23 protein-coding genes and 1 tRNA gene are annotated in these 20,279 nt (G+C 54.4%); 7 read left to right on the forward strand and 17 right to left on the reverse strand.

Annotated features, from left to right (window positions below; all coding sequences use genetic code 11):
• Positions 1-89: 89 nt before the first annotated feature.
• A complete protein-coding gene (locus tag ACT2B1_RS06820) occupies positions 90-359 on the forward strand; it encodes a DUF2312 domain-containing protein (RefSeq protein WP_171121949.1) in 270 nt (89 codons plus the stop codon).
• Positions 360-514: 155 nt separating this feature from the next.
• Here ACT2B1_RS06820 and ACT2B1_RS06825 read toward each other — a convergent pair whose 3' ends face one another.
• Positions 515-1,390, reverse strand: coding sequence for a hypothetical protein (locus tag ACT2B1_RS06825; RefSeq protein WP_481668813.1), 876 nt, complete (start codon positions 1,388-1,390; stop codon positions 515-517).
• Between the two features lie 182 nt (positions 1,391-1,572).
• Between ACT2B1_RS06825 and ACT2B1_RS06830 the strand changes: the two genes are divergently transcribed.
• A tRNA-Thr gene (locus ACT2B1_RS06830) sits at positions 1,573-1,648 on the forward strand.
• 262 nt (positions 1,649-1,910) lie between these two features.
• Here ACT2B1_RS06830 and ACT2B1_RS06835 read toward each other — a convergent pair.
• Positions 1,911-2,168 (reverse strand): hypothetical protein, encoded by a 258-nt coding sequence (locus ACT2B1_RS06835; protein ID WP_145974894.1) that lies wholly within the window; start codon positions 2,166-2,168, stop codon positions 1,911-1,913.
• A 283-nt stretch (positions 2,169-2,451) separates the two neighbouring features.
• Between ACT2B1_RS06835 and ACT2B1_RS06840 the strand changes: the two genes are divergently transcribed.
• Complete coding sequence (locus ACT2B1_RS06840) at positions 2,452-3,018, forward strand: transglutaminase-like cysteine peptidase (protein WP_481668814.1); 567 nt, start codon at positions 2,452-2,454, stop codon at positions 3,016-3,018.
• Positions 3,019-3,095: 77 nt separating this feature from the next.
• A complete protein-coding gene (locus ACT2B1_RS06845; RefSeq protein ID WP_481668815.1) occupies positions 3,096-3,641 on the forward strand; it encodes a hypothetical protein in 546 nt (181 codons plus the stop codon).
• Positions 3,642-3,742: 101 nt separating this feature from the next.
• Here the strand turns inward: ACT2B1_RS06845 and ACT2B1_RS06850 are convergent, their stop codons facing one another.
• The 4 genes from ACT2B1_RS06850 to ACT2B1_RS06865 form a co-directional block, all read right to left on the reverse strand.
• Positions 3,743-4,093 carry a hypothetical protein gene (locus ACT2B1_RS06850; RefSeq protein WP_481668816.1) on the reverse strand — a complete coding sequence of 117 codons (351 nt, stop codon included), beginning with the start codon at positions 4,091-4,093 and terminating at the stop codon, positions 3,743-3,745.
• 429 nt (positions 4,094-4,522) lie between these two features.
• Complete coding sequence (locus ACT2B1_RS06855) at positions 4,523-4,849, reverse strand: hypothetical protein (protein ID WP_481668817.1); 327 nt, start codon at positions 4,847-4,849, stop codon at positions 4,523-4,525.
• Positions 4,850-4,933: 84 nt separating this feature from the next.
• Positions 4,934-5,152 (reverse strand): hypothetical protein, encoded by a 219-nt coding sequence (locus ACT2B1_RS06860; protein ID WP_481668818.1) that lies wholly within the window; start codon positions 5,150-5,152, stop codon positions 4,934-4,936.
• Positions 5,153-5,339: 187 nt separating this feature from the next.
• Complete coding sequence (locus tag ACT2B1_RS06865; protein ID WP_142640379.1) at positions 5,340-6,902, reverse strand: arylsulfatase; 1,563 nt, start codon at positions 6,900-6,902, stop codon at positions 5,340-5,342.
• 177 nt (positions 6,903-7,079) lie between these two features.
• Between ACT2B1_RS06865 and ACT2B1_RS06870 the strand changes: the two genes are divergently transcribed.
• Complete coding sequence (locus tag ACT2B1_RS06870) at positions 7,080-7,463, forward strand: DUF4345 domain-containing protein (protein WP_142640380.1); 384 nt, start codon at positions 7,080-7,082, stop codon at positions 7,461-7,463.
• Entirely contained in the window at positions 7,460-8,362 is a 903-nt protein-coding gene (locus ACT2B1_RS06875; RefSeq protein ID WP_142640381.1) for a DUF302 domain-containing protein, read from the forward strand. The genes ACT2B1_RS06870 and ACT2B1_RS06875 overlap by 4 nt, the downstream gene beginning before the upstream one ends.
• A 751-nt stretch (positions 8,363-9,113) precedes the next feature.
• Here the strand turns inward: ACT2B1_RS06875 and ACT2B1_RS06880 are convergent.
• The 9 genes from ACT2B1_RS06880 to ACT2B1_RS06920 all read right to left on the reverse strand — a co-directional run bounded on the left by ACT2B1_RS06880 (position 9,114) and on the right by ACT2B1_RS06920 (position 15,215).
• The gene (locus tag ACT2B1_RS06880; protein ID WP_481667879.1) at positions 9,114-9,779 is read right to left on the reverse strand and encodes a YrbL family protein; all 666 of its coding nucleotides are present in this window, start codon (positions 9,777-9,779) and stop codon (positions 9,114-9,116) included.
• Between the two features lie 197 nt (positions 9,780-9,976).
• The gene (locus ACT2B1_RS06885) at positions 9,977-10,480 is read right to left on the reverse strand and encodes a hypothetical protein (protein WP_481668819.1); all 504 of its coding nucleotides are present in this window, start codon (positions 10,478-10,480) and stop codon (positions 9,977-9,979) included.
• Positions 10,468-10,836 (reverse strand): hypothetical protein, encoded by a 369-nt coding sequence (locus ACT2B1_RS06890; protein WP_481668820.1) that lies wholly within the window; start codon positions 10,834-10,836, stop codon positions 10,468-10,470. Before ACT2B1_RS06890 ends, ACT2B1_RS06885 begins: the two co-directional genes overlap by 13 nt.
• A complete protein-coding gene (locus tag ACT2B1_RS06895; protein ID WP_481668821.1) occupies positions 10,833-12,305 on the reverse strand; it encodes a YfjI family protein in 1,473 nt (490 codons plus the stop codon). Before ACT2B1_RS06895 ends, ACT2B1_RS06890 begins: the two co-directional genes overlap by 4 nt.
• Positions 12,292-13,173 carry a DUF7146 domain-containing protein gene (locus ACT2B1_RS06900; protein WP_481668822.1) on the reverse strand — a complete coding sequence of 294 codons (882 nt, stop codon included), beginning with the start codon at positions 13,171-13,173 and terminating at the stop codon, positions 12,292-12,294. The genes ACT2B1_RS06895 and ACT2B1_RS06900 overlap by 14 nt, the downstream gene beginning before the upstream one ends.
• Complete coding sequence (locus ACT2B1_RS06905) at positions 13,170-13,331, reverse strand: hypothetical protein (protein WP_158506868.1); 162 nt, start codon at positions 13,329-13,331, stop codon at positions 13,170-13,172. The genes ACT2B1_RS06900 and ACT2B1_RS06905 overlap by 4 nt, the downstream gene beginning before the upstream one ends.
• Positions 13,332-13,334: 3 nt before the next feature.
• Entirely contained in the window at positions 13,335-13,526 is a 192-nt protein-coding gene (locus ACT2B1_RS06910) for a helix-turn-helix transcriptional regulator (protein WP_058275772.1), read from the reverse strand.
• Between the two features lie 76 nt (positions 13,527-13,602).
• Positions 13,603-14,019 (reverse strand): hypothetical protein, encoded by a 417-nt coding sequence (locus ACT2B1_RS06915; protein ID WP_481668823.1) that lies wholly within the window; start codon positions 14,017-14,019, stop codon positions 13,603-13,605.
• Positions 14,016-15,215: a tyrosine-type recombinase/integrase gene (locus ACT2B1_RS06920; protein WP_481668824.1), complete on the reverse strand. Its 1,200-nt coding sequence runs from the start codon at positions 15,213-15,215 to the stop codon at positions 14,016-14,018. The genes ACT2B1_RS06915 and ACT2B1_RS06920 overlap by 4 nt, the downstream gene beginning before the upstream one ends.
• A 368-nt stretch (positions 15,216-15,583) precedes the next feature.
• Here ACT2B1_RS06920 and ACT2B1_RS06925 point away from each other — a divergent pair, with 368 nt between their 5' ends.
• Entirely contained in the window at positions 15,584-18,373 is a 2,790-nt protein-coding gene (locus ACT2B1_RS06925) for a bifunctional aconitate hydratase 2/2-methylisocitrate dehydratase (RefSeq protein ID WP_481668825.1), read from the forward strand.
• A gap of 122 nt (positions 18,374-18,495) precedes the next feature.
• Here the strand turns inward: ACT2B1_RS06925 and ACT2B1_RS06930 are convergent, their stop codons facing one another.
• Both ACT2B1_RS06930 and ACT2B1_RS06935 read right to left on the reverse strand, forming a co-directional pair.
• A complete protein-coding gene (locus ACT2B1_RS06930; RefSeq protein ID WP_171240012.1) occupies positions 18,496-19,758 on the reverse strand; it encodes a TRAP transporter large permease in 1,263 nt (420 codons plus the stop codon).
• On the reverse strand, positions 19,755-20,279 hold the full coding sequence (locus ACT2B1_RS06935) for a TRAP transporter small permease (RefSeq protein ID WP_171121963.1): 525 nt from the start codon (positions 20,277-20,279) through the stop codon (positions 19,755-19,757). Before ACT2B1_RS06935 ends, ACT2B1_RS06930 begins: the two co-directional genes overlap by 4 nt.

Here is a 20,279-nt window from a genome sequence, read left to right on the forward strand (position 1 = left end):
CGATTGTGCGCTTGCGGCGGGTGCTGCGGCCATGTATCCGGCTTAGTGCCGACTTGCGGCAGCAGACTTCAGCCTCTGGGAGAGAATAAATGGAAGACATGACCGAAGATCAGGCCGCCGCCAACTATCGCGTTACCGCCGGAGAGCTGCGTCAGTTTATCGAACGGTTTGAACGTCTGGACGCCGAGAAGAAAGATATCGCAGAGCAGCAGAAAGAAGTCATGGCCGAAGCCAAGGCACGCGGCTACGACACCAAGGTCATGCGCAAGGTGGTTGCTCTTCGCAAACGCGACAAAGACGATATCGCAGAAGAAGAGGCGGTATTGGAGATGTACAAAGAAGCGTTGGGTATGAGCTGACGGTTTCGAATTTGCGGTGTCGTTCAGGCTTTGCCTTCTAGGACACCGCGATCCGGGTGGGCCTCCGAACCGGGACCGGTGGATTTTCTATCTCGGGTCAAGAAAGGCTGATTGATCGCAGGTCGCAGCGCTTGGGCGGGTCAATTTTTCTGGGCTCAGGGCCTTAACAACTGGACCTCTGGCATTGATTCCAGCCTTTCAAGATCCTGTTCATAGAGCTCGGAAAACGCATCCACGATGTCTGTGCTCCAGCCCGGAAGTTCGAGTTCTTCCTCTACAAGCTCCGGTTGGGCGTGATCTTCCAAGATGTCCGCCAGAGCATAGCGTAAGCCCTTTTGTTCCCCGTCAGGTCTGGCATTCAAAAGCGCATTTGCCTTTTCTTTTCCCGCTTCGTCCAGAAGGGAAAGCAGAAAGTTGTACTCTTTTTCTAGGGTCACATCCTCTGGCAGGCCGCACATTTTTCGCAAAATGTCACCCCAAATCAGAGGCGATTCCTCATTGCTCCACAAGGTGACGTTTACGCCCGGAGCCATGTCGCGGATGTCGTCGACCATTCCGATCCAATTCAGGCAGCTCAGGTCTGTATTGCGGATGATATTTTCCCTGTCTTCGTCCGGCAGAGACATTAGTAGTTTAGGAATAAACGTGCCTGGGTTTCTTAAGGCAAAGAAGAAGTCGATCCGAATGTCTTCGAGCGCTTGATCCAAAACGGACATTAGCTTTCCGGCGCGTGGGTAGAATTGCCCGTCCTGAATAGCCGCTTTTGAGTTTGCAATCAGTGCATTGCTTTGGAACACAGCCCGGCGAATGCTCGGGTCTGATGTCAGGCCGGCGCGAACCTGACTGGTTTCTTCTGGAGTCAGGAACTGCGGCTCGGATGTTGCGAAGGTCGGCTTGAAGGCTTGTTTGTATTGGCGCGGGCCAAAAGCGGCGACACCATGCTCGGTCAGCACAGATTTGTGGGCTCTTAGAGCTTTTAACAATCTGCCTTCGCCGGTGAATGCGGCTCCTGCGTGGATAGCAACCTGCATATTCGCTTTTTGCCCCTGCTTCTTCTGCCTCGTCCGCCGGGTTACAGGCTGTGTAGCTGACAGTCAAACCAGTGCACTGATGTGGCGCGGCAGGGGCGCCTGACGTTGGGATTTAAAAATCATCGACAAAAGAAAAAATGAGTCTTGCAGTCCAGAACCAGAGGCAGTAATCGACGTCCAGTGCCCCTATAGCTCAGCTGGTAGAGCAACTGATTTGTAATCAGTAGGTCCGCGGTTCGAGTCCGTGTGGGGGCACCATGTAAGCAAAAACTATATTTTATTTTCAAAACGCTAGACGACGTCACTGGCGATCTTTCCCCCAATTTATCCCCCAAAGGTTTCGCGGCTATTGCAGGGTGCGGCGCATCCCGCCCAAACACCTAAAGACCCCAGCTAGGACCACTTAGATCACCTTTGGTGACTTTCGGGTGGGTAAGGTAGCCCAGATCGTCCAGCCAAAATAAAGAGGGGCTAGGGCAGGTATTTTTTCCACGCTCCGTGAGACCTGCACATCACATGGCTATGGCAGGGTGCGGCGCATCAGCATCGCCAGCTTGCGGATCGCCTGCGCTTCCTGCGTCCTGCCGCCGTGACGGTAGTTTCCATGCCTGTCGCCTTCAGGCGCACCGCCACGGGCTCCGTGAAGGCGGCAGACGGTCCACCCGCGCACCGCCGGGCCTTTGCACCTCTCGCCCGTGCGCTTCGATGTAGCCGTACATCTGGGCGCTGCATTCATCAATTCGACAAGGTACATGGGGTTAGTGTCAGGTTTCGGCATTGCCCCCTCCTGGTGCGATCTGTGGGATAGCAAGAAATAGCTGACAACATTATTTTCTTACCCAAAAGCGGCCATTGGCAAGATAGTTGAACAACTTCCGCTTAGCGGACGAAGCCGACCTTGACCAGACCGGCGTATGAGGAACGCTTCCGCCCCTAAATGGACACCAATGTGTCCGACACCGGGAGGCCTCTTGATCTTAAGTTTTTGTTCATACAAAAGTGATTTAGTTTTTTGGTCGAGTTGAACTTAGCTGTGCATACAAGATTAGGGAGTATTGAGAATGATTGGCCGGTTCGGATTGCTTCTTAAGCTCTGTGGTGTTCTTGTCATTCTGACACCTGCCGCCAATGCGGATACCATTATGCACTTGGGTCGGGAATGGCTGGCGCCAAAAGGGTTTGAAGGTGTCTGCTCGAGTTATCCGCCAATTTGTCAAAAATCACCGCAACCTCATCAGATTACTGATGCTGAGTGGAAGAAGATAAAAAAGGTAAACCAAAGCATTAACCAAAAAACTCCGCAGGTGTCTGATAAGAGCCAGTATCATGTTCTGGAAAAGTGGGCACTGCCCTCACAACTTGGCGGAGATTGCGAAGACATCGCGATGCTCAAGAAGATTGAACTTCAGAAAATGGGCGTCTCTCCAGATCACTTACTTCTCGCTGCAGTGTTGGATCTTCACCACGAAGGTCATGCTGTATTAGTCGTTAGAACATCCAAAGGAGATTATGTGTTGGACAACCTGACCAACCGGGTGCTGCCTTGGAATAAAACCCACTACGCATTTATCGAGGCACAAGACCCTAAAAACCCAGCGCGATGGGATATTGTCCTGCAGGATCGATGACCTGCAATCTGGGAAACGTCAAAGCTGAAGGCACAAAGCAATCTTATAGAAATTCAGGTTTTGGAGGGAAAATTTAAATGAAAGACATCATTCGTGTTATTGCGGCCAGCGCCATATTCGTTGGCCCTTTGGCGTCAACTTCTGCAATTGCATTGAGCGACGACGAAAAGACTGCTTTGGCCGCTGCGGCCATTCTGGGAATTGCTGCTTTGGCACATAACAAGAACCACTATCACGAAGGCTATGAACCAAAAAATTCTGAGGCAAAAGCACAGTTTGAACGTGGCTACAGAGATGGTCTCCACAACGAACCATATGACTCCAGGCACAGCGGAATGAATTATGGGCAGGGATACGACGCCGGACAAAAGGAACGGCGAAACCGGCTGTCTCACAAAACGCGGAATGTTCACGGCACAAAAGTTCCTGTTCCGGCTATAAGAAGTTGCAGGGAAGAAGCTGCATCTAGCTGGAATGTTGGCAAACGCGACGTTCATCTGATCCAAGCGGGCCAAGAAGGGGCCGACAACTTCTACATAGAGTTAGCTTCGGGGCACAAACATGTGATTTGCGGCACCAATTCTGCGGGAGAAGTGTTTAACTTGAGAAACGGTCGCCTTTAGAAGTTTTGGTTTCTTTGTACGGCGTCCGAAAGAGAAGAACCTTGCAAAATCCTACTATATTTTGCTCGTTCTTAACTGTTTCTGTATTGTATCACAAACTATTAGGGCGCGAGCTTTTCCCTCATGTAGCTCACATATGCCTCATGAAGTGGGCCCATCTTAGCCAATTGATCTTCGGAGAAGCTACAAGGTCGAGCGAACCAGGCGTCACTAACTTCGGTTCCTTCAAGAACGCCCATCATTGTTTTGTACATACCCTCATTCATTTTCGGGGCAGTTTCTGTTCCCAGCATATGCTCGATATCTGCTCGGATATCTTCAACCGGCCTGGCGGACCATTCGACCAATTCTTCGCAACTGCCATCAACAAATAGTTCAGGAGCAAGGTTTTGGGCGCGGATACTATCGGGAACCATGAAACAAACAAGCATCGCGTAACAAAGATACTTCATACAAGAACCCCCTTTTTTGGCACATTGTTAGTCAACAAACCGTCTCGCAGCCAGCCAGATTGAACATAAGGGGAAGTTCATAATCGGTAAAGTCTCGCACTCAAATAGAGCGCCATAAACAGTGCGCTAAGGCGAAGTTGTCACTGGCTTGAACTCTGATTAGCCATTCGCTGTGAGGCAGCTGCCTAATTCCTTTTTAAGCGGCAGCCTGTTGGGCTGCTTTCTACGGCTCAACAGCCGCTCGTTTTGACTGAGCGTCTCGCATGTACAACATCACCCCTGAACCAGAAGCGGAAGTTGACATTCGACACGGCGAGCCGTGTTTAGAACCTGAAGCGGGTGAGTATTCCGAAACCGCCTTCCGTACGGGCCGCGGTTTCAAGAAAACCCTTAGTAGGGCCAAAACGAGAGTTGTTTAGCTCGGACTGGTCAGCATCCGGGAAACAACCAACGCTCAGCCTCAGAAAGGTCCCCTGGGCAGCCCATTATATCCTTTGAGTTCCAGAAGTCTCCAACGCTACCATCTTTGTCAAAATTGCATTGGAATGTTAATTCGCTGCCCATGACTGAACCGTTGACTGGGATCGAGCCGTCGACACGCGCCGTTTGCAGCTCGACGCGAACATCTTCTATTGGCATTCCCAGACGCCCGGACGCGATCCGCTCGCAGTTGTTCATCAGCTCGACTGGGTCGTTGGCAGCGATTGCTGACGTGGTCAACGAGGTCGCGACCACCGAAATCAAAACAAATCTCATTTAGTTTCTCCCTGACTATGGCTGTGTCAATTTGACAGAACCAAATTGATGAATAATGCACCGATGGTCTCTGGTCCATCAGGTCTATTGTTTCTGGTGCTCGTGGGCGATTTCCCAATGCGCTGTGTCTGCTGATGTGCCTTTGATCCGGGCCGCCGCAAACGTCTGGCCTTGATCGAAATAGGCGGTTGTCGAGCCAGCAAGCAATGGGATTTTGCTTGCGCCGCGAATGGCGGCAAGGTCGGCAAAGCAGCTGAACGCATTGGCCTTTGGCAAAGGGTACTTTGGGCTCGAAGTGGACATTCGCCGCGCCAGGCATGAATGACTGCTCTGCGGACAAAACCGCCATTTACAAAAATCAGAAAGTGTCGGCCATTTACTCAAAGTAATGACCCGTTTGGGTCGCCAAAAATGTAGTTTCACAAAGGCGAGCTTGCGGCTGTGTCCAACGAAAGCTCGCCCTGCATTTGAATAGTGGAAGTTCAGTTTTCTACTGAGACATGCCACCTTCCTTGGAAGTTTGTTCTTCTACGTGGCTCTGATTTGCTACCGGTCGTCCTCGCGGCGGGAAGTCTTGGAAGGTCGCCAAGTGCGATTGCACAATGCGTGCGGCGGGCCCGAACGCCCACATTTTTTCTCCCATCCAACGGACATACATGCCACTTTCATCAGCTGCTTTCTCATACGGGTCTCTGCGCAAGTTATAGAGCAACGGAGCTACCAACTCTTCTTTTGGGCCAGACCATCCATGGTTTTGAACTACGAAATGAGCTTTCCAATCATTATAGCGCACAGCTTGAAGGTCCGTTCCCTGGTAGTAGAGCAGTTCCCGACGGCTGCTCTCTTCCGCTTCTCCGCTCAGATAAGGAAGTTGATTGTAGCCATCGACGTGGACTTTGAAGCCTTCATAACCTTCTAACAGTTTCTCTTTGAGGTCCGCCGGACCACCCGCAGCAGCAACAAATGTTGGCATCCAGTCCAAGCCGCTGAAAATACCGTTCAACACCTGCCCTTCGGGGATCTTGCCGGGCCACCTGATGACCGCCGGGACGCGGAAACCGCCCTCCCAAGTCGTTCCTTTCTCGCCATGAAAGGGTGTCGTGCCTCCATCCGGCCACGTCAGCGTCTCCGGACCATTGTCCGCGGTGAACATGACGATAGTATTGTCGGACACTCCAAGGTCGACCAGATGAGCTAAGACTTTCCCGACGTTGTCATCCAGTTCTTTCATAATGACATCTTGCAGACCGCGACCGTCACCAAGCATCGCCTCATACTTGGGACTAAGATGTGTCCAGACATGAGCCCGTGCCGGAGCCATCCACACGAAGAATGGAGTATCTGCTTCTACCGCGCGAGAAATGAAGTCTTTGGTGTGATTTGTTACCTCATCGTCCAAGGTCGCTTGCCGTTCTGGTGGGGCGGGCCCATCATCGACAATGCGTTGTTTTCCAACTTTACCAAAACGAGGGTCGATCGTTTCGTCGTCTTCTTCGGTAGCGTACGAATGGATGATGTTACGTGGACCGAACTGCGCCACGAATTCCGGGTCATCGGGCCAGTCTGGGTCACTTGTGTATTCCATTGCGTTCAAGTGATACAACCAACCCCAATATTCGTCGAAGCCCTTGGTGGTAGGCAAAAACTCATTCAGGTCTCCAAGATGATTTTTGCCAAACTGACCCGTGGTATAGCCCAATTTCTTCAAAAACATTGGCAGCGTGGGATCATCGGGGTGCAACCCAACTGGATCGCCCGGGAGACCAACAGTGTGCATACCTGTTCGAATAGGCATTTGTCCTGTCATGAATGCCGACCGACCCGCCGTACAACTGGGTTCAGCATAGTAATCCGTCAGGCGTACACCTTCGGAAGCAAGCTGGTCGAGATTTGGGGTCTCGATACTTTTGATACCCCCATGGTAAACGCCGAGGCTTGCCCATCCTACGTCGTCAGCCATAATCACGAGTATGTTTGGGCGCTCACTTTCGTCACTCCAAACGCTAGACCCTACGATACACAGCCCAAGTGTCATTGCCGCTAATGTTTTCATTTGTCCCTCCGCCTTTTTACTTTCCGCAGCCTATCCACAGCGCGACTAGGTGACCACACTACATTTCAATAATCTATACTTCTGAATAAGATACTATCCTTTATACCGTTGGAGGGGGGTGCCATACTGGGTTAGTAGGCGACGCTCCAACAACATCGAAACCATGGGAACGGTATCATGACAGAACGCTCGTTATTGATCCTGGCTGCCTTGGGCCTTGTGCCCATAGCGTTATCTTACGGCCTCATGCCGTCGGCTTCCGTAACCTATCTGTTGGGTTTTCCCGTCGAAGGTGTAAACCAAACGCATGTCTTCCGCGCCATCATGGGCCTCTATCTGGCGAACGCACTGTTTTGGTTGGTTGCGTCGACAAAGCCGAAGTTGCAGCGGTCCGCGCTGTGGGTACTTTTTCTGTTCATGGCAGGGCTTGCTGGCGGCCGTGCTTTGAGCATCCTGTTGGATGGTCTGCCGGGGGCAATACTGGTATTTTATCTGATAGCCGAACTGGTTTTTGCTGCTCTGTCACTCATGCTCTTGCTCAAAAATGGGGAAAGCAAATGAAAGACCTGAAAAATCTAATCCATCATTGTCAATTTAGTCTCGTTGCAGCATCTCTGGTGCTGACCGGAGGGTCCGAAGCATATGCGTCCTCAGCCGAGGCGGCTGTAGATAACAGTTTTGCTGCCATTGAGCGCGCAGTGGAAGACGCCGGGTTCAACTCAGTTGTGACAATTGATCATGCGCGGTTAGCAGCAGCAGAAGGTGTTGAGATGCCGCCGTCACGGGTTCAAATATTTTCGGACCCGAGTATCAACACATCGATCCTGAGCGACAATGTCAGAGCAGGCTTAGACCTGCCGTTTCGGGTGTTGTCCTTTGCGCAGGATGGAACCGCCAAGGACATTTATACGAACGCAGAATTTTTGAAGATCCGGCATTCTTTAGACAACCAGCAATCACTCAACAACTTTGGGATCCGACTTAACGCGGTAGTGGATGGTGCAGGCGCAACACCGGCACCTACAGATGGATTGACCCCAGACTTCGGCATTATCGAACTGACCTCCCCACTTAGCGTCGCTGAAGCAGTATCAAACCTGACCAGGATTGTGACGGCACAGGACGATACGGTCTGGTTTGGTGAAATCGATTTCGCCAAGCAAGCCTACAAGCATGGCGTCACGCTACCTGACGCTGTCTTGCTTCTCTTTGGGGGGCCAGCGCCGGGCGGCGTTGCAATGGCGGATTTCCCCGCAATTGGTCTGGATGCATTTTGCCAGAAACTTCTTGTATATGCAGGCGAAAATGGAGGGTCTGTGGTGATATTTAACGACATCGCCGCGTTGGCAGAATTGCACTACGGTTCATCTGCTAAACCTCACCACGCGTTGAACGAGCGGCTTACAGCCACATTCAAAAAAGCACTCGAACAGAAGAGTTTGGCCGCAACCAAAGACTGAAAGTGGCAAGCAACGGAAGTGATTTGCATCGATTTGCAAAGGCTGCTTTGGGCTCGATGCGGTCATTCAGTGAAATCTGCTCAACGTCTGTTGCGCGGACGAAGCCGCCGTTAACACCGTCATCAGCATGTGTTGCCTAACAGGCGATATCCAAGCCACCTCGCAAACCTTCAGCACGTTGTCCAGCAGTGTAAGTTCGCGTTCGCCTAGTTCAGTTCTACTGGCGGTCTGAATGAAGAGGCGCAGGACTTCTTTGCCATTTCACTCTCGCAAAATTAAAGAAGAATAATGAAGTACTTGCTCCAAACCCCAACTGCCAGGGCAATCCTCATAGCACTCTTTGTAATTATTGTTGTGAGGGTGTGCAGCTATGACAGCTATCAAGGGGCTGGATACCAAAGGCCTGATCAAGAGTATTGGGATGGCGGGGGCAGGCCCTAAACCGAGTTTACTCCTGTACTGTGGCATCCACTGCAAACAGTCGCGCAGGTTGTCCGCAACTCAGACTTAACAGACATTAGTACCGAGTTACCGTGAATAATAATCCGCCCAAAGAAGCAAAGCAGTTGGCGAGATATTCATCCTCGACATTCAGAATTTCGAGTATGGCTTCGATGTCGGCCTAATCCCCAACAAAATCCTCTCCCTAAGAAGATTGCGGCCAGTTTTAGTGCTGGAAGGCGACACGCGGAGTTGTCTGAGTTCTCACACTGAAGCTACTTCGCGCGTCGGGGTCATATGCAAGCTACGGTCACACAAAGTGTGAAACTCCAATTGCTTCGTTGCTATGCGCCAGAGCTGCTTCTGCTTGACCGACAACACGATCACGCACCTTGTTCAAACCGCGCGTGTTTAACCATTTCAACCACTTTCGCAGTGGAACAAGCTGTTTGCAGCCAAAACTGTCTATCCAGACAAACCTGCCCAAGCCATCTCCTTGCGTTTGGAATACGATGTTCTTTAGGTTCTTGTTGCTGATCACGACGTGGTTTTCCATCAACGCATCAAAAAAATCGTTAAGCAATTTCAAGTGCAGGGAATTCAGGCGACCTGCTCGGATCATGTCCCAGAGGGTCGGTGACAAATTACCATCAGGATCTGAAATGCGCTCGTACACCAGTCCTAGACCTAAATCAGTTGGCATCGTTCCATGCACTTCACAAATTGGCAGTAGCGCGCCGGGTTCTTGTTTACGAGCTTTTAGTTCCAAATACTCTCGAAACTCGCGCAGAAAACCATTGTACATGGTCGCACGGCGAAGGCGGCGTTCGATCCAACTGACGTCCGGAAGTTGTCCATGTGCGTCGTACGTGCCCGGCTGCGGTAACTTCACGAGAAGAGACGGTTCGTTCGGGTGTTCATAGATATGCTGACGCTTGCCCTTGGCAATCACAGGCTTATTGCTCAACGTCAGCATGCTGCACCTCATAGCTTAGTGGTTTGCAGGTGCGTATGACAGTTTTGTGACAGAAGTAAAGAACCGTCCTCGAAGTAAAATACTGCGCTTTTGTTTCCAGCGCAGAGATGGCCGCTAGCCAATGAAGTGGCGGACTTGCCCGTTCTTGACGTCCACTTTGGGCTCAAAGCGGTCCTACAGATGTATTTCCGCGAATGTCAGCTTTTCTGCACTTGGCCCACAATAGCCTGCCCGCCTTCGTTCACGGTCACATGTTCAACGATCACTTTTGACTGTCCACCGTTGCGATGCTTTCGCATGGCTTCGGCCTGCGCCGCAAACGTCCGAGCCAACCGGTTGAATGATCTCTCGTAGATTTCATGCTGGTGCAGACTGTCCACACTGTTCAGCTTGTTGGATATGCTCATGAGACTAGCATGCGTCGCGGCCATCTGCACTGCCAGCATCCGTTCCACAGCGTCACGCGGGGCCATGTCCTCGATCATCGCCAGCATGAAGTCGCGGCCTTGCTGGGCCTGTGGTTCATGCTTCGTGCCGCAGGCACCTAGGACTTGCACCAATAGCGCACCTGCAAGCCCCTGATCCCCGGTGCCGAACAGATCGAGAAGCACCTGCGGATCAGGGACGTTTACGTGCATCTCGTTTTCGCCGGTGCGGTTGACCTCGATCCCGCGATTGGCAGGTTTTTCTACCTTTCCCATGCCTTTCTCTCACGTCTGGCGGCTATAGCTGTCCGCAGATCGGTCACTACGATACCGGCGGCGCGAGCGGCTTCGATCAATGCTGCCGCCTTGGCTTCGGATCGGTTCTGGCCTCCATCATATTCGCGGATCGCGGCGCGCTCTTCGAAGTGATCCACGGCGTCGGTGATTTTGTCCTGCCGTGTGCTGCTAATCGCTAATCCTGCTAATCCATCCGCTTCGTGCCCTTCCTGATTAGCGACTTTCGCGGGATTAGCGGTTAGCAACGTATCACTTGCGTTTTCGCGTTTACGGCCCTCGATCTTCGCCCGGACACGCCAAAGGGTCTCATAGGGGTCAAACTCAAACCGCTTCATGACCGCACGACCCGCCATGCTTCTTTACGCTGTTTGCCATCCACCGTCGCGCCATCTGCCCGGACAAGCCAACCGTGGCTTTCAAGAAGGGCAAACACCTTTCTGCATTTCTCTGCCGTCCTGAGGCTGTTCGGCCCGCGCTGGGCGGCAAGGCCAGCAGTCACAAATTCCTCAGCCCAAGAAGTCAGAAGCCACCGTTTCATCAGTTCGGCATCAGCGATATGCGGCGGGATCACCGCAGCGTTTTGCTGACGGGCTGCTTCATTGGCATAGAACCGCGCCAATTCGACTGCATCAGCCATCGTCTCACCGGTGACGGTTGCCGTAGTTTCCTCGCAGATTAACGTAAAAACCGCCGACAGACGCGCTGCATGTTCCGCCGTTTTGCTTGCGAAGGCGCGCACATCTTCGAAGGTCTCACCCTGGGCTTGGGCCTGTTCCATTTCACGGGAAAAGTCAGTCAGTACACCCCGTGCATCCTCAGCCAGCGTCAGCACCGGCGGCGCAAGTTCATTCCTGCGTCCCTCTGCAAACGCCATAGGGTGCGACAGAAGCCCTTCGATCCGCTTTGCGAAGCGGTCCACCTCTGCCATTGCATCGGCGTCCTGCGTCAGTCTCAGGCGGTGCCCGATATGACTGACGGGGCGGCAGGTCAGGAACCTTGCAAGAAGCCCCTGACCGTTTGCCAGCGGGTCGCCCAGGAATTCCTCTGCCGCGCTGGGCTGGATCATCAGGTGCGATGAGAACCGCCGTCCTGCATAGCTGGCAATGCCATCACCTGCCCGCCATCGGTCCAGTGTCGATCCGTCCCACATGGCCGTGAAGGTCGCGAGGGTGTTCAATCTGTTCTCAGACTTCATGCCGTGACCACCCAGCATCAAACCACCTTCATCAGTCATGATCCCCAGTGACGCGCGCAGTACTGGCAGATGCTTCACGATCCCCTCCACCGTTGCTGATCCGGTCACAATGGACGGATGCAGGGGTGGCTCAGGCTCAGGTCCAAGGTCGCACAGATCTGCACGGGTTGCGGCCTGATTTTCACCAGCACCGCGAAGGATAGCAGCTTTGCGCTTTTCCCAGATGGCATGTTCCCGGTGATAGCTTTCCAGTGCTTCATCATACTCCGGGCGCAGCTTGGCCTCGAAGGCGCGGACACCTTGCATCGCCAGCTTGTCAGCGGTGCTTTTACGTTCACCGCTTTCCGCCACGGTCAGCAGAAAAAGGGACACAGGACGCGGCCCGCCCAGTGTCTCCACGTCATGCAGCCCTTGCACTGCCAGCGCAGAGGCCGCCAGAACGCTTGCAGCACACATGGCAGGTGGCGCTTCCGTCACCTTTGCGATGGCCTCTGTCGGACCTCTCAGCGGCCCCAGTGCATGAACCGGATAAGGTGCTGCGTCAGCGGTTTCGCGGATCAGGGGTTGCGGTCCCTCTGGCGTAAATGGTGTGGGTTCAGGCGCAGTCATGGCGCACATTCTCCTGTACAACATCATTCCAATCGTAACCTTCGGGCGGGATCAGCAGATCCACCTTCCACCCCAACGCATGAGCCCGCTCGGCCAGTGCATGTGCTGCCGATCTGCCCGCTTCATCGCCATCAGGTGCAATCGTCAGCCGGCCCTTTCGTTTCGGCAGGGTCAGCACGCGCATTCCACTTGTGCTGAGTGTCGCCCAGACCGTCGCAGGGCCTTCAAGAAGGCCACAGGACAGGCTCAGGGCAGTCTCTATGCCCTCTGCCACGGCCAAGCGGAAATGGCCGTCAGAGAGCCGCACAGCACCGCCACGCGCGCGGCCCAGCATCATCTTGCGGCTATCTGTCAGGGCAGTGTTGTCGCGGTGCAGATAGGTCCGGTGGATCGCGAAGGTGTCGCCGCCGTCGATCCGCGCAACCATCGCTGGGAACCGCTTTGCAGTCGGTCCATGCCAGCACCCCGGATGATACCTGAGCGAAGGTGGCAAGGGGCATGTGATCCCCCTGCCGCGCAGATAATTCTCAGCAGGGGTACCTTCGATGGGTTCAGTTTCCTCCCAGCACCTGCTCGCCTGATCCGCCCGCTTCTGGCCCTCCTGACGCCGCTCTGCGTCTCGCTGGGCCAGTGTTGCAGGATCAGGCGGGCGATAGTCACCTGTCGTCACTCCTGCCGCCGACAAGATCGCCGTGAAGGTGCAAGCGGATTTCTTGCAATGGGCTAGCAGTCGGCCATCATCGCTATCTGAGAGGGTCAATGCAGACTGATCGCGCCGCGCGTCGGGCTGGCAGACCGGACAGGGTGTAACACCATAGCTGCCGTGCCAGTGCCCGGACAGGCTCAGGGTCAGGTCACGGGCATTCATGACGCCACCTCGAAAGTGAACCCCATGCGGGCCAGCACCTCTCCAATCCGTTGCCATGTGCAGGTTTGCGCACTAAGTTCACGGTGTCCGTTGTCCACAGACACAGCCTGCCCCGTTGCGCTATGCCCAGCGCGCGGGGCTTCGTATGTGTTGGTCATGGGTCACGCCGCCTCCCCGTCCCGTGTAGCGATTAAGGTCGCGTCGTGGGCGTCCAGTTCGTCAGCGTTCCAACGCGTTTGACCGCCGATCTTCACCGGACCGGGGATTAGACCTTGCTTCGCCTTGCGCCACGTTGTCGCCTTGCTCCACCCGTAACGCTCCGAAACCTGTTGATCATTGAGCCACTTAGGCATTTTGTTACCTCCTGAGATTTGTTTCTCAGGTGTGACGCTGGCAGGTTGGAAACATAGCTGTCGATTTTTGGCTAGGTCACTTTTCTCGAAAAAGTTCGCGGACAAGCCCTTGAAGCCAACCCGCTTCAGGGTTCTTCAGTCTAGGGTGGCCGTTGTAACGCTCAACTAATTGCCGACACACTTCCCTTCGGTTGATTGGCTTCGGCAACTCCTCAGCAATTTCCATTGCCAGTTCTCGTATCCGGTCGCGATCATAGACGCGGGGGTGACCGGGACCGGGATCGGCTACCCCCATTAGAACATCTTGGGCGCGTTCAAAGTCGGCCAGCCTTATGCGCCCATCGTATGTGAGATAAGTTGACCATTGCGGCTTCCACGTCTCTTGCAATTCACCCTCTCGGCAAAGTTTGACTATGCGCTTAGCATCCGTCTTTGACCGAATTTCTACCTCTATCACTTCGCCCCACCATTCGGGCACTTGATCCTCACTCATCCCCGCACCTCATTCAAAGGCACAACATCTGCGCCACCACCCTTGCCGGTGACGTGATCGGCCCATGCGGCCATGAAGGGGCGGCGACGTTCGATCAGGTCGGATCGCTGATAGGCACGCTCTACAGTGTTGCCGATCATATGGCCCAGCGCAGTCTCGGCCACCTCGAAGGGTTGGCCGGTTTCTTCTGCCCATGTCCTGAGTGATGATCGGAACCCATGCGGACGCGCAATCATGCCTCGGTCTTTCATAAACTTGCTCATGGTCATGTCACTGATCGGTTTGCCTCGAAGTCCTGGAAACATCACCTCGCCACCGTGGCGCAGGGCTTGGCTCACAACCTTCATGGCCTCATCGGTCAGGGGCACCCGGAAATCATCAGTCGCACCCTTACGGCCCTTCATATGCGCCGCCGGGATCGTCCAGATACCGGCATCGAGGTCGAATTGCTCAGAGGTTGCAAAGCGGATCGCGGCAGACCTGACGCCGGTCAGGATCAGAAGGCGCAGGGCAAGTTCGGTCACACCTTCCCCAAGGGTCGCATAGAAGGCAGGCACCTCCTGCCATGCCACCGCCTCGATCCTCTTGGCTTCGTGACGTTGCTTTCCGAGAAGCTGGCGCGCCTTGTCCACCGCTTGCAGGTCAACGGTCAGACCCAGTGCTGCGGCATGTTTCAGAACGATGTTGAGCCGGTTCGCAGCCTTCCGGGCTGTTTCGGCCTTCTCATGCCAGATCGGGGCCAGTGCATCCCGCACCGCAATCTGATCCACCTGAGACACTGGCAGCTTGCCCAGCTTGGGCAGCACATGGATTTCCAGAGGTGAGAACCATCTGCCAGCCTTGCCGTCGCCTTTCAGTTCTGCCTGACGCGCCTCAAAGGCATCCCGCGCCACATCTGTCAGAAGATGCAGGTTGCGTTCGGCTTCGCGCTTCTCGGCCTCACGCTGGGCGATGGGGTCAACGCCCCGTCGCGCCATCTGACGCGCCTCGGACGCCATCTCACGCGCGACTTTCAGGGATATGTCAGGATAAGGCCCCAGACCCATCTCCCGGCGGCGTCCATGCACCGTGAAGCGAAACACCCATTGCCCGGATCCTGCCGGTTGCTTCACCAGACGCAAACCTGCGCCATCTTCATGCTTTCCCGCTGGCAAGTGTTTCAGACTTACATTCGTCAACTTGTTAACAGACCGCAACGCCTTTCCCCCAATCTATCCCCCAATACATCTTGCGCTTGGATGGCATTGATTGAGACGGGATGCAATCGGGAAATACAAGAAACACAATGCATTACACATTCACACGTAATTCTCTGATACTGTATGTTGTGACCTGATATTAAAATAATGTTCCGTGTGGGGGCACCACTATCCCCTGTATAAAAAAGACTTGCCCGGTTCATGCGGCTGGAATTTCGTGCCAGAAGCGCTGGGACTAGCGGTTGTGGGCAGAATGTCGCAAGCGGGGCCCTTGAATTCCGTCGATGTGTATACCATTGTATGCCAAATCGAGTCTTCCCTTAATTTAGCTGCCCTCCAGCCCCTTGCCCGATGTGGAAATGATCATGAGCCTATACGACGAATACCTCGCTGAAATCGAAAACCGGAAAGAACAGGGCCTTAACCCTAAACCGATTGACGATGGTGCGCTTCTCAATGAGGTGATCGCCCATATCCAGGATTCGGCCAGCGGGCATCGCGCGGATTGCCTGCAGTTCTTTATCTACAACACACTTCCCGGAACCACCAGCGCGGCAGGTGAGAAAGCCCGTTTTCTGAAGGCGATCGTCTTGGGTGAAGCGACCGTGGACGAAATCACGCCCGCCTTTGCCTTTGAGCTTCTGAGCCATATGAAAGGCGGGCCGTCGGTTGAGGTGCTGCTTGATCTGGCGCTGGGCGCTGACAAGGGCATTGCAAGCCAAGCGGCTGACGTTCTGAAAACCCAAGTCTTCCTCTACGAGGCCGATACGGACCGTATCAAAGCAGCTTACGAGGCAGGCAACGCAGTCGCTGCGGACTTGTTGGATAGCTATGTCAAGGCTGAGTTTTTCACGACTCTGCCTGACATCGACGAAGAGATCGAGGTTGTTACTTATGTTGCAGCCGAAGGCGATATCTCGACTGACCTTCTCAGCCCCGGCAATCAGGCGCATTCTCGGGCTGACCGCGAATTGCACGGCAAATGCCTGATCTCGGAAGAGGCGCAGAAAGAGATCGAAGCACTCAAACTGAAGCATCCGAATGCACGTGTGATGCTTGTTGCCGAGAAGGGCACAATGGGTGTTGGCTCGTCGCGTATGTCTGGCGTCAACAACGTGGCGCTTTGGACTGGCAAGCAGGCTTCGCCTTATGTTCCGTTCATAAACGTGGCGCCCGTTGTGGCGGGCACCAATGGGATTTCCCCGATCTTCTTGACAACCGTTGGCGTGACCGGCGGTATTGGTGTCGACCTCAAGAACTGGGGCAAGAAAATCGGTGAAGACGGTCAACCGATCCTGAACAACGACGGCAATCCTGTTCTTGAGCAGAAATATTCGGTCGAGACTGGCACCGTACTCAAGATCGACACGAAAAAGAAAAAACTCTTCAGTGTTGAAGGCGAAGAGCTGGTCGATATGGAGGGGTCGTTCACACCGCAGAAGATGGAGTTCATGAAGGCAGGCGGCTCTTACGCCATCGTCTTCGGTAAGAAGCTGCAGACATTTGCCGCAGAAACCCTGGGGATCGAAGCCCCGCGGGTCTTTGCTCCGTCGAAGGAAATCAGCAACGACGATCAAGGGTTGACAGCGGTTGAGAAGATCTTTAACGCCAACGCGCTGGGTGTCGCACCGGACAAGGTGCTGCATGCAGGGTCCGACGTGCGCGTGCGGGTCAACATCGTTGGATCGCAGGACACCACCGGCCCGATGACGGCACAGGAGCTAGAGGCAATGGCGGCAACCGTGCTGTCGCCGGCCGTTGACGGTGCGTATCAGTCCGGGTGTCACACAGCGTCTGTCTGGGATGCCAAGGCGCAGGCCAACACACCAAAATTGATGGCGTTCATGAACAAGTTTGGTCTTGTGACCGGTCGCGACCCCAAGGGTGTTTATCACGCAATGACCGATGTGATTCACAAGGTCCTGAATGACATTACCGTCGACGATTGGGCGATCATCATTGGCGGGGACAGCCACACGCGTATGTCCAAGGGCGTGGCGTTTGGTGCAGACTCAGGCACTGTGGCGCTGGCGCTTGCGACCGGTGAAGCCTCGATGCCGATCCCGGAATCGGTGAAGGTGACCTTCAAGGGCAAGATGGCTGATCACATGGATTTCCGCGACGTGGTCCATGCAACGCAGGCACAGATGCTGGCGCAGCATGGTGACAACGTGTTCCAGGGGCGCATCATCGAGGTCCATATCGGAACGCTTTTGGCAGACCAAGCGTTCACATTCACGGACTGGACGGCCGAGATGAAGGCAAAGGCGTCGATCTGCATTTCGAACGATGACACGCTGATCCAATCGCTTGAACTGGCAAAGCACCGTATTCAGATCATGATCGACAAGGGGATGGAGCATGAGAACGGAATGCTTCAGAAACTGACCGACATTGCCGAGGCGCGGATCGCCCAGATCAAGTCGGGCGAGAAGCCTGCGTTGACGCCGGACGATAACGCCAAGTATTTCGCCGAAGTTGTCGTTGATCTGGACGAAATCGTCGAGCCGATGATCGCTGACCCAGATGTCAATAACATCGACGTATCAAAGCGTTATACCCATGATACGATCCGGCCGATCTCTTACTACGGGGCGGAAAAGAAGGTCGATCTGGGTTTTGTCGGATCGTGCATGGTCCACAAGGGCGACATTAAGATCGTCGCGCAGATGCTCCGCAACCTTGAGGCGGCCCATGGTGAGGTTGCGTTCAAGGCACCGCTGGTTGTTGCTGCCCCGACCTACAACATCATTGATGAGTTGAAAGAGGAAGGGGATTGGGAAATCCTGCAGAAATACTGCGGATTTGAGTTTGACGACGCTGCCCCCAAGGTCACGGCAAGAACGGAATACGAGAATATTCTCTATCTCGAACGTCCGGGTTGTAACCTGTGCATGGGGAACCAGGAAAAGGCCGCAAAAGGGGATACGGTTCTGGCGACCTCGACACGCTTGTTCCAAGGCCGGGTTGTTGCCGACTCTGAGACCAAGAAGGGTGAATCGCTTTTGGGTTCAACACCGGTTGTTGTTCTGTCCGCAATTCTGGGACGCACGCCGACGCTTGAAGAATACAAGCTGGCGGTTGAAGGGATTGACCTGACAAAATTTGCGCCGCCGGTTCAGAAACCACTCGGCGGCTTGTCGGTACATTTCTAACGATAACGGCAGCGGCGCGAAGGGCATGGGCAAGCTATCAGCTTGTCTCAGGCCGTCGCGCCGCTGCCGACACTTTGCGGCACCTGGTATCGCCACAGGTCATGCAAGGGCGAAATGTGGACCTAGCGAATAAGGTAGGTCGACAGAATCGGTGCATAACTCAGCAGGACAAGGACAACCGTTATCGCCATTAGAAATGGCCAGAGCGATCTTAGGATCGAACCGGGTGTGGCGCCGCTCATTGAAGAAGCGATATATAGGCCAATTCCGACCGGCGGTGTCAGCAGGCCAAGAACAAGGTTCAGGCAAACGACTACGCCGAACTGGTAGGGGCTGATGTCGTATGAGCCCGTGGCAATTGGCAGCAAGATCGGAGTGATTAGGATAATCGCGGCGATGCCGTCGATGATCATGCCCACCAACAGAAGCGCCGCGTTGACTATCAGCAGGAATAGAAACGGATCAGAGGTTATGGTCGTGATCAAACCAGCCAGCTTTTGTGGAAGCTCTTCGTAAATGATCACCCAGCCGAAAACACTGGCTGCCGCGATCATGAACAGGATCATCGAGGCGTTCTTGGCCGTTCTCAGGAACATTTCGCCAAGATGTCTTGGGTCAAGCTCACCATAGATCAGCCAGCCGACGACAAACGCTACAAATGATGCGACAGCGGCGGACTCTGTCGGCGTGGCAATGCCGAACAGGATGCCGCCAATGATGGCGACAGGGATCAACAGGGCCGGTGCTGCGGCAGCTAGGGCGCGTGCGGATTCCTTGGCGCTCATCCAACTGCCTTTGGGAAATTGCCTCCGCCATCCGATCAACGCGATCACCAACGCAAAGCTGGCCGCCAAGATCAGGCCGGGCAGGATTCCGGCGATGAACATCTCACCAATCGGAATTTGCGCCAGAACCCCAAAAATCACGAACATCATCGACGGCGGGATCACCGGGGCCAACAACCCGCCCGCTGCGGTGGTGGCCGTCGCAAAGCCCTTGTCATATCCCTCCTCCTCCATGGCGGGGACCATGGCGCGCGACATGACGGCGATCTGGGCTGTGGCCGATCCGATAATCGCAGCCATGAACATGTTCGCCAAAAGGTTGATATAGGCCAGACCACCCCGGAAACCGCCCACGAAAATGCGGGCCAGAGCAATCAGGCGGCGAGTCATGCCTCCTTCGTTCATAAGCTCGCCGGTCAGCATGAACAGCGGGATGGCCAACAGGCCATAGTTTTCCAGGCCGCCGAACATCTTCTGGGCAAAGCTGTCATAGAGGATCGTATTCCCACTTTCCCAGATGTACCAGATCGCGGTCACACTCAGAACGATTGCCACGGGCACCGAGATAAACAGGGCCGCAAGAAAGACAATAGGGCTCATGAAACAGGCCTCGTTCCAAAGAGGTGCATTGCGGAATGCAATGTGGCCCCAAGCGCAAAGAGCCACATGACCAGCCAAAACAGGAATTTCGGCAGGCCCAGCGTCAGTGTGGGTTCGGCGTAAATGAAATTGAAGGTCTGGCCCTGAAACGCGGTTGTATCGAATCCGGCTTGGACAATGTCCAAGGGCAGAAACCATCGCCAGCAGAACCACAACATCGCCAGCGCGAAAGCAAAGACAATCACGTCAACGCATTTGTCGATAAGATGTTTAACGCGGATCGACACGGCATCCGTGACGATGGTGATGGATACGGCATCCCGGTGGTGCAAAGCGGCGGATGCCCCCAGAAAAGTCATCCAAACCATCGAATAAATCGCAAGTTCGTCGACCCAGAACAGCGCGTTTCCCATGCTGCGCGTGACCACGTTCAGCAGGATCAGCACCGTTACGACAAGCGCCAAAAGCGCCGCCGACCAGAGCTCCACTCGGGCCCAGAATGCCGATAAGCGGTACAACAT

The organism is Ruegeria sp. S263 (genome assembly GCF_056780525.1).

Bases quoted from the DNA above. Each gene is read 5' to 3' on its own strand.
- ACT2B1_RS06820 (WP_171121949.1), top strand. From the start codon at position 90: ATGGAAGACATGACCGAAGATCAGGCCGCCGCCAACTATCGCGTTACC.
- ACT2B1_RS06825 (WP_481668813.1), bottom strand. From the start codon at position 1,390: ATGCAGGTTGCTATCCACGCAGGAGCCGCATTCACCGGCGAAGGCAGA.
- ACT2B1_RS06835 (WP_145974894.1), bottom strand. From the start codon at position 2,168: ATGCCGAAACCTGACACTAACCCCATGTACCTTGTCGAATTGATGAAT.
- ACT2B1_RS06840 (WP_481668814.1), top strand. From the start codon at position 2,452: ATGATTGGCCGGTTCGGATTGCTTCTTAAGCTCTGTGGTGTTCTTGTC.
- ACT2B1_RS06845 (WP_481668815.1), top strand. From the start codon at position 3,096: ATGAAAGACATCATTCGTGTTATTGCGGCCAGCGCCATATTCGTTGGC.
- ACT2B1_RS06850 (WP_481668816.1), bottom strand. From the start codon at position 4,093: ATGAAGTATCTTTGTTACGCGATGCTTGTTTGTTTCATGGTTCCCGAT.
- ACT2B1_RS06855 (WP_481668817.1), bottom strand. From the start codon at position 4,849: ATGAGATTTGTTTTGATTTCGGTGGTCGCGACCTCGTTGACCACGTCA.
- ACT2B1_RS06860 (WP_481668818.1), bottom strand. From the start codon at position 5,152: ATGTCCACTTCGAGCCCAAAGTACCCTTTGCCAAAGGCCAATGCGTTC.
- ACT2B1_RS06865 (WP_142640379.1), bottom strand. From the start codon at position 6,902: ATGAAAACATTAGCGGCAATGACACTTGGGCTGTGTATCGTAGGGTCT.
- ACT2B1_RS06870 (WP_142640380.1), top strand. From the start codon at position 7,080: ATGACAGAACGCTCGTTATTGATCCTGGCTGCCTTGGGCCTTGTGCCC.
- ACT2B1_RS06875 (WP_142640381.1), top strand. From the start codon at position 7,460: ATGAAAGACCTGAAAAATCTAATCCATCATTGTCAATTTAGTCTCGTT.
- ACT2B1_RS06880 (WP_481667879.1), bottom strand. From the start codon at position 9,779: ATGCTGACGTTGAGCAATAAGCCTGTGATTGCCAAGGGCAAGCGTCAG.
- ACT2B1_RS06885 (WP_481668819.1), bottom strand. From the start codon at position 10,480: ATGGGAAAGGTAGAAAAACCTGCCAATCGCGGGATCGAGGTCAACCGC.
- ACT2B1_RS06890 (WP_481668820.1), bottom strand. From the start codon at position 10,836: ATGAAGCGGTTTGAGTTTGACCCCTATGAGACCCTTTGGCGTGTCCGG.
- ACT2B1_RS06895 (WP_481668821.1), bottom strand. From the start codon at position 12,305: ATGACTGCGCCTGAACCCACACCATTTACGCCAGAGGGACCGCAACCC.
- ACT2B1_RS06900 (WP_481668822.1), bottom strand. From the start codon at position 13,173: ATGAATGCCCGTGACCTGACCCTGAGCCTGTCCGGGCACTGGCACGGC.
- ACT2B1_RS06905 (WP_158506868.1), bottom strand. From the start codon at position 13,331: ATGACCAACACATACGAAGCCCCGCGCGCTGGGCATAGCGCAACGGGG.
- ACT2B1_RS06910 (WP_058275772.1), bottom strand. From the start codon at position 13,526: ATGCCTAAGTGGCTCAATGATCAACAGGTTTCGGAGCGTTACGGGTGG.
- ACT2B1_RS06915 (WP_481668823.1), bottom strand. From the start codon at position 14,019: ATGAGTGAGGATCAAGTGCCCGAATGGTGGGGCGAAGTGATAGAGGTA.
- ACT2B1_RS06925 (WP_481668825.1), top strand. From the start codon at position 15,584: ATGAGCCTATACGACGAATACCTCGCTGAAATCGAAAACCGGAAAGAA.
- ACT2B1_RS06930 (WP_171240012.1), bottom strand. From the start codon at position 19,758: ATGAGCCCTATTGTCTTTCTTGCGGCCCTGTTTATCTCGGTGCCCGTG.
- ACT2B1_RS06935 (WP_171121963.1), bottom strand. From the start codon at position 20,279: ATGTTGTACCGCTTATCGGCATTCTGGGCCCGAGTGGAGCTCTGGTCG.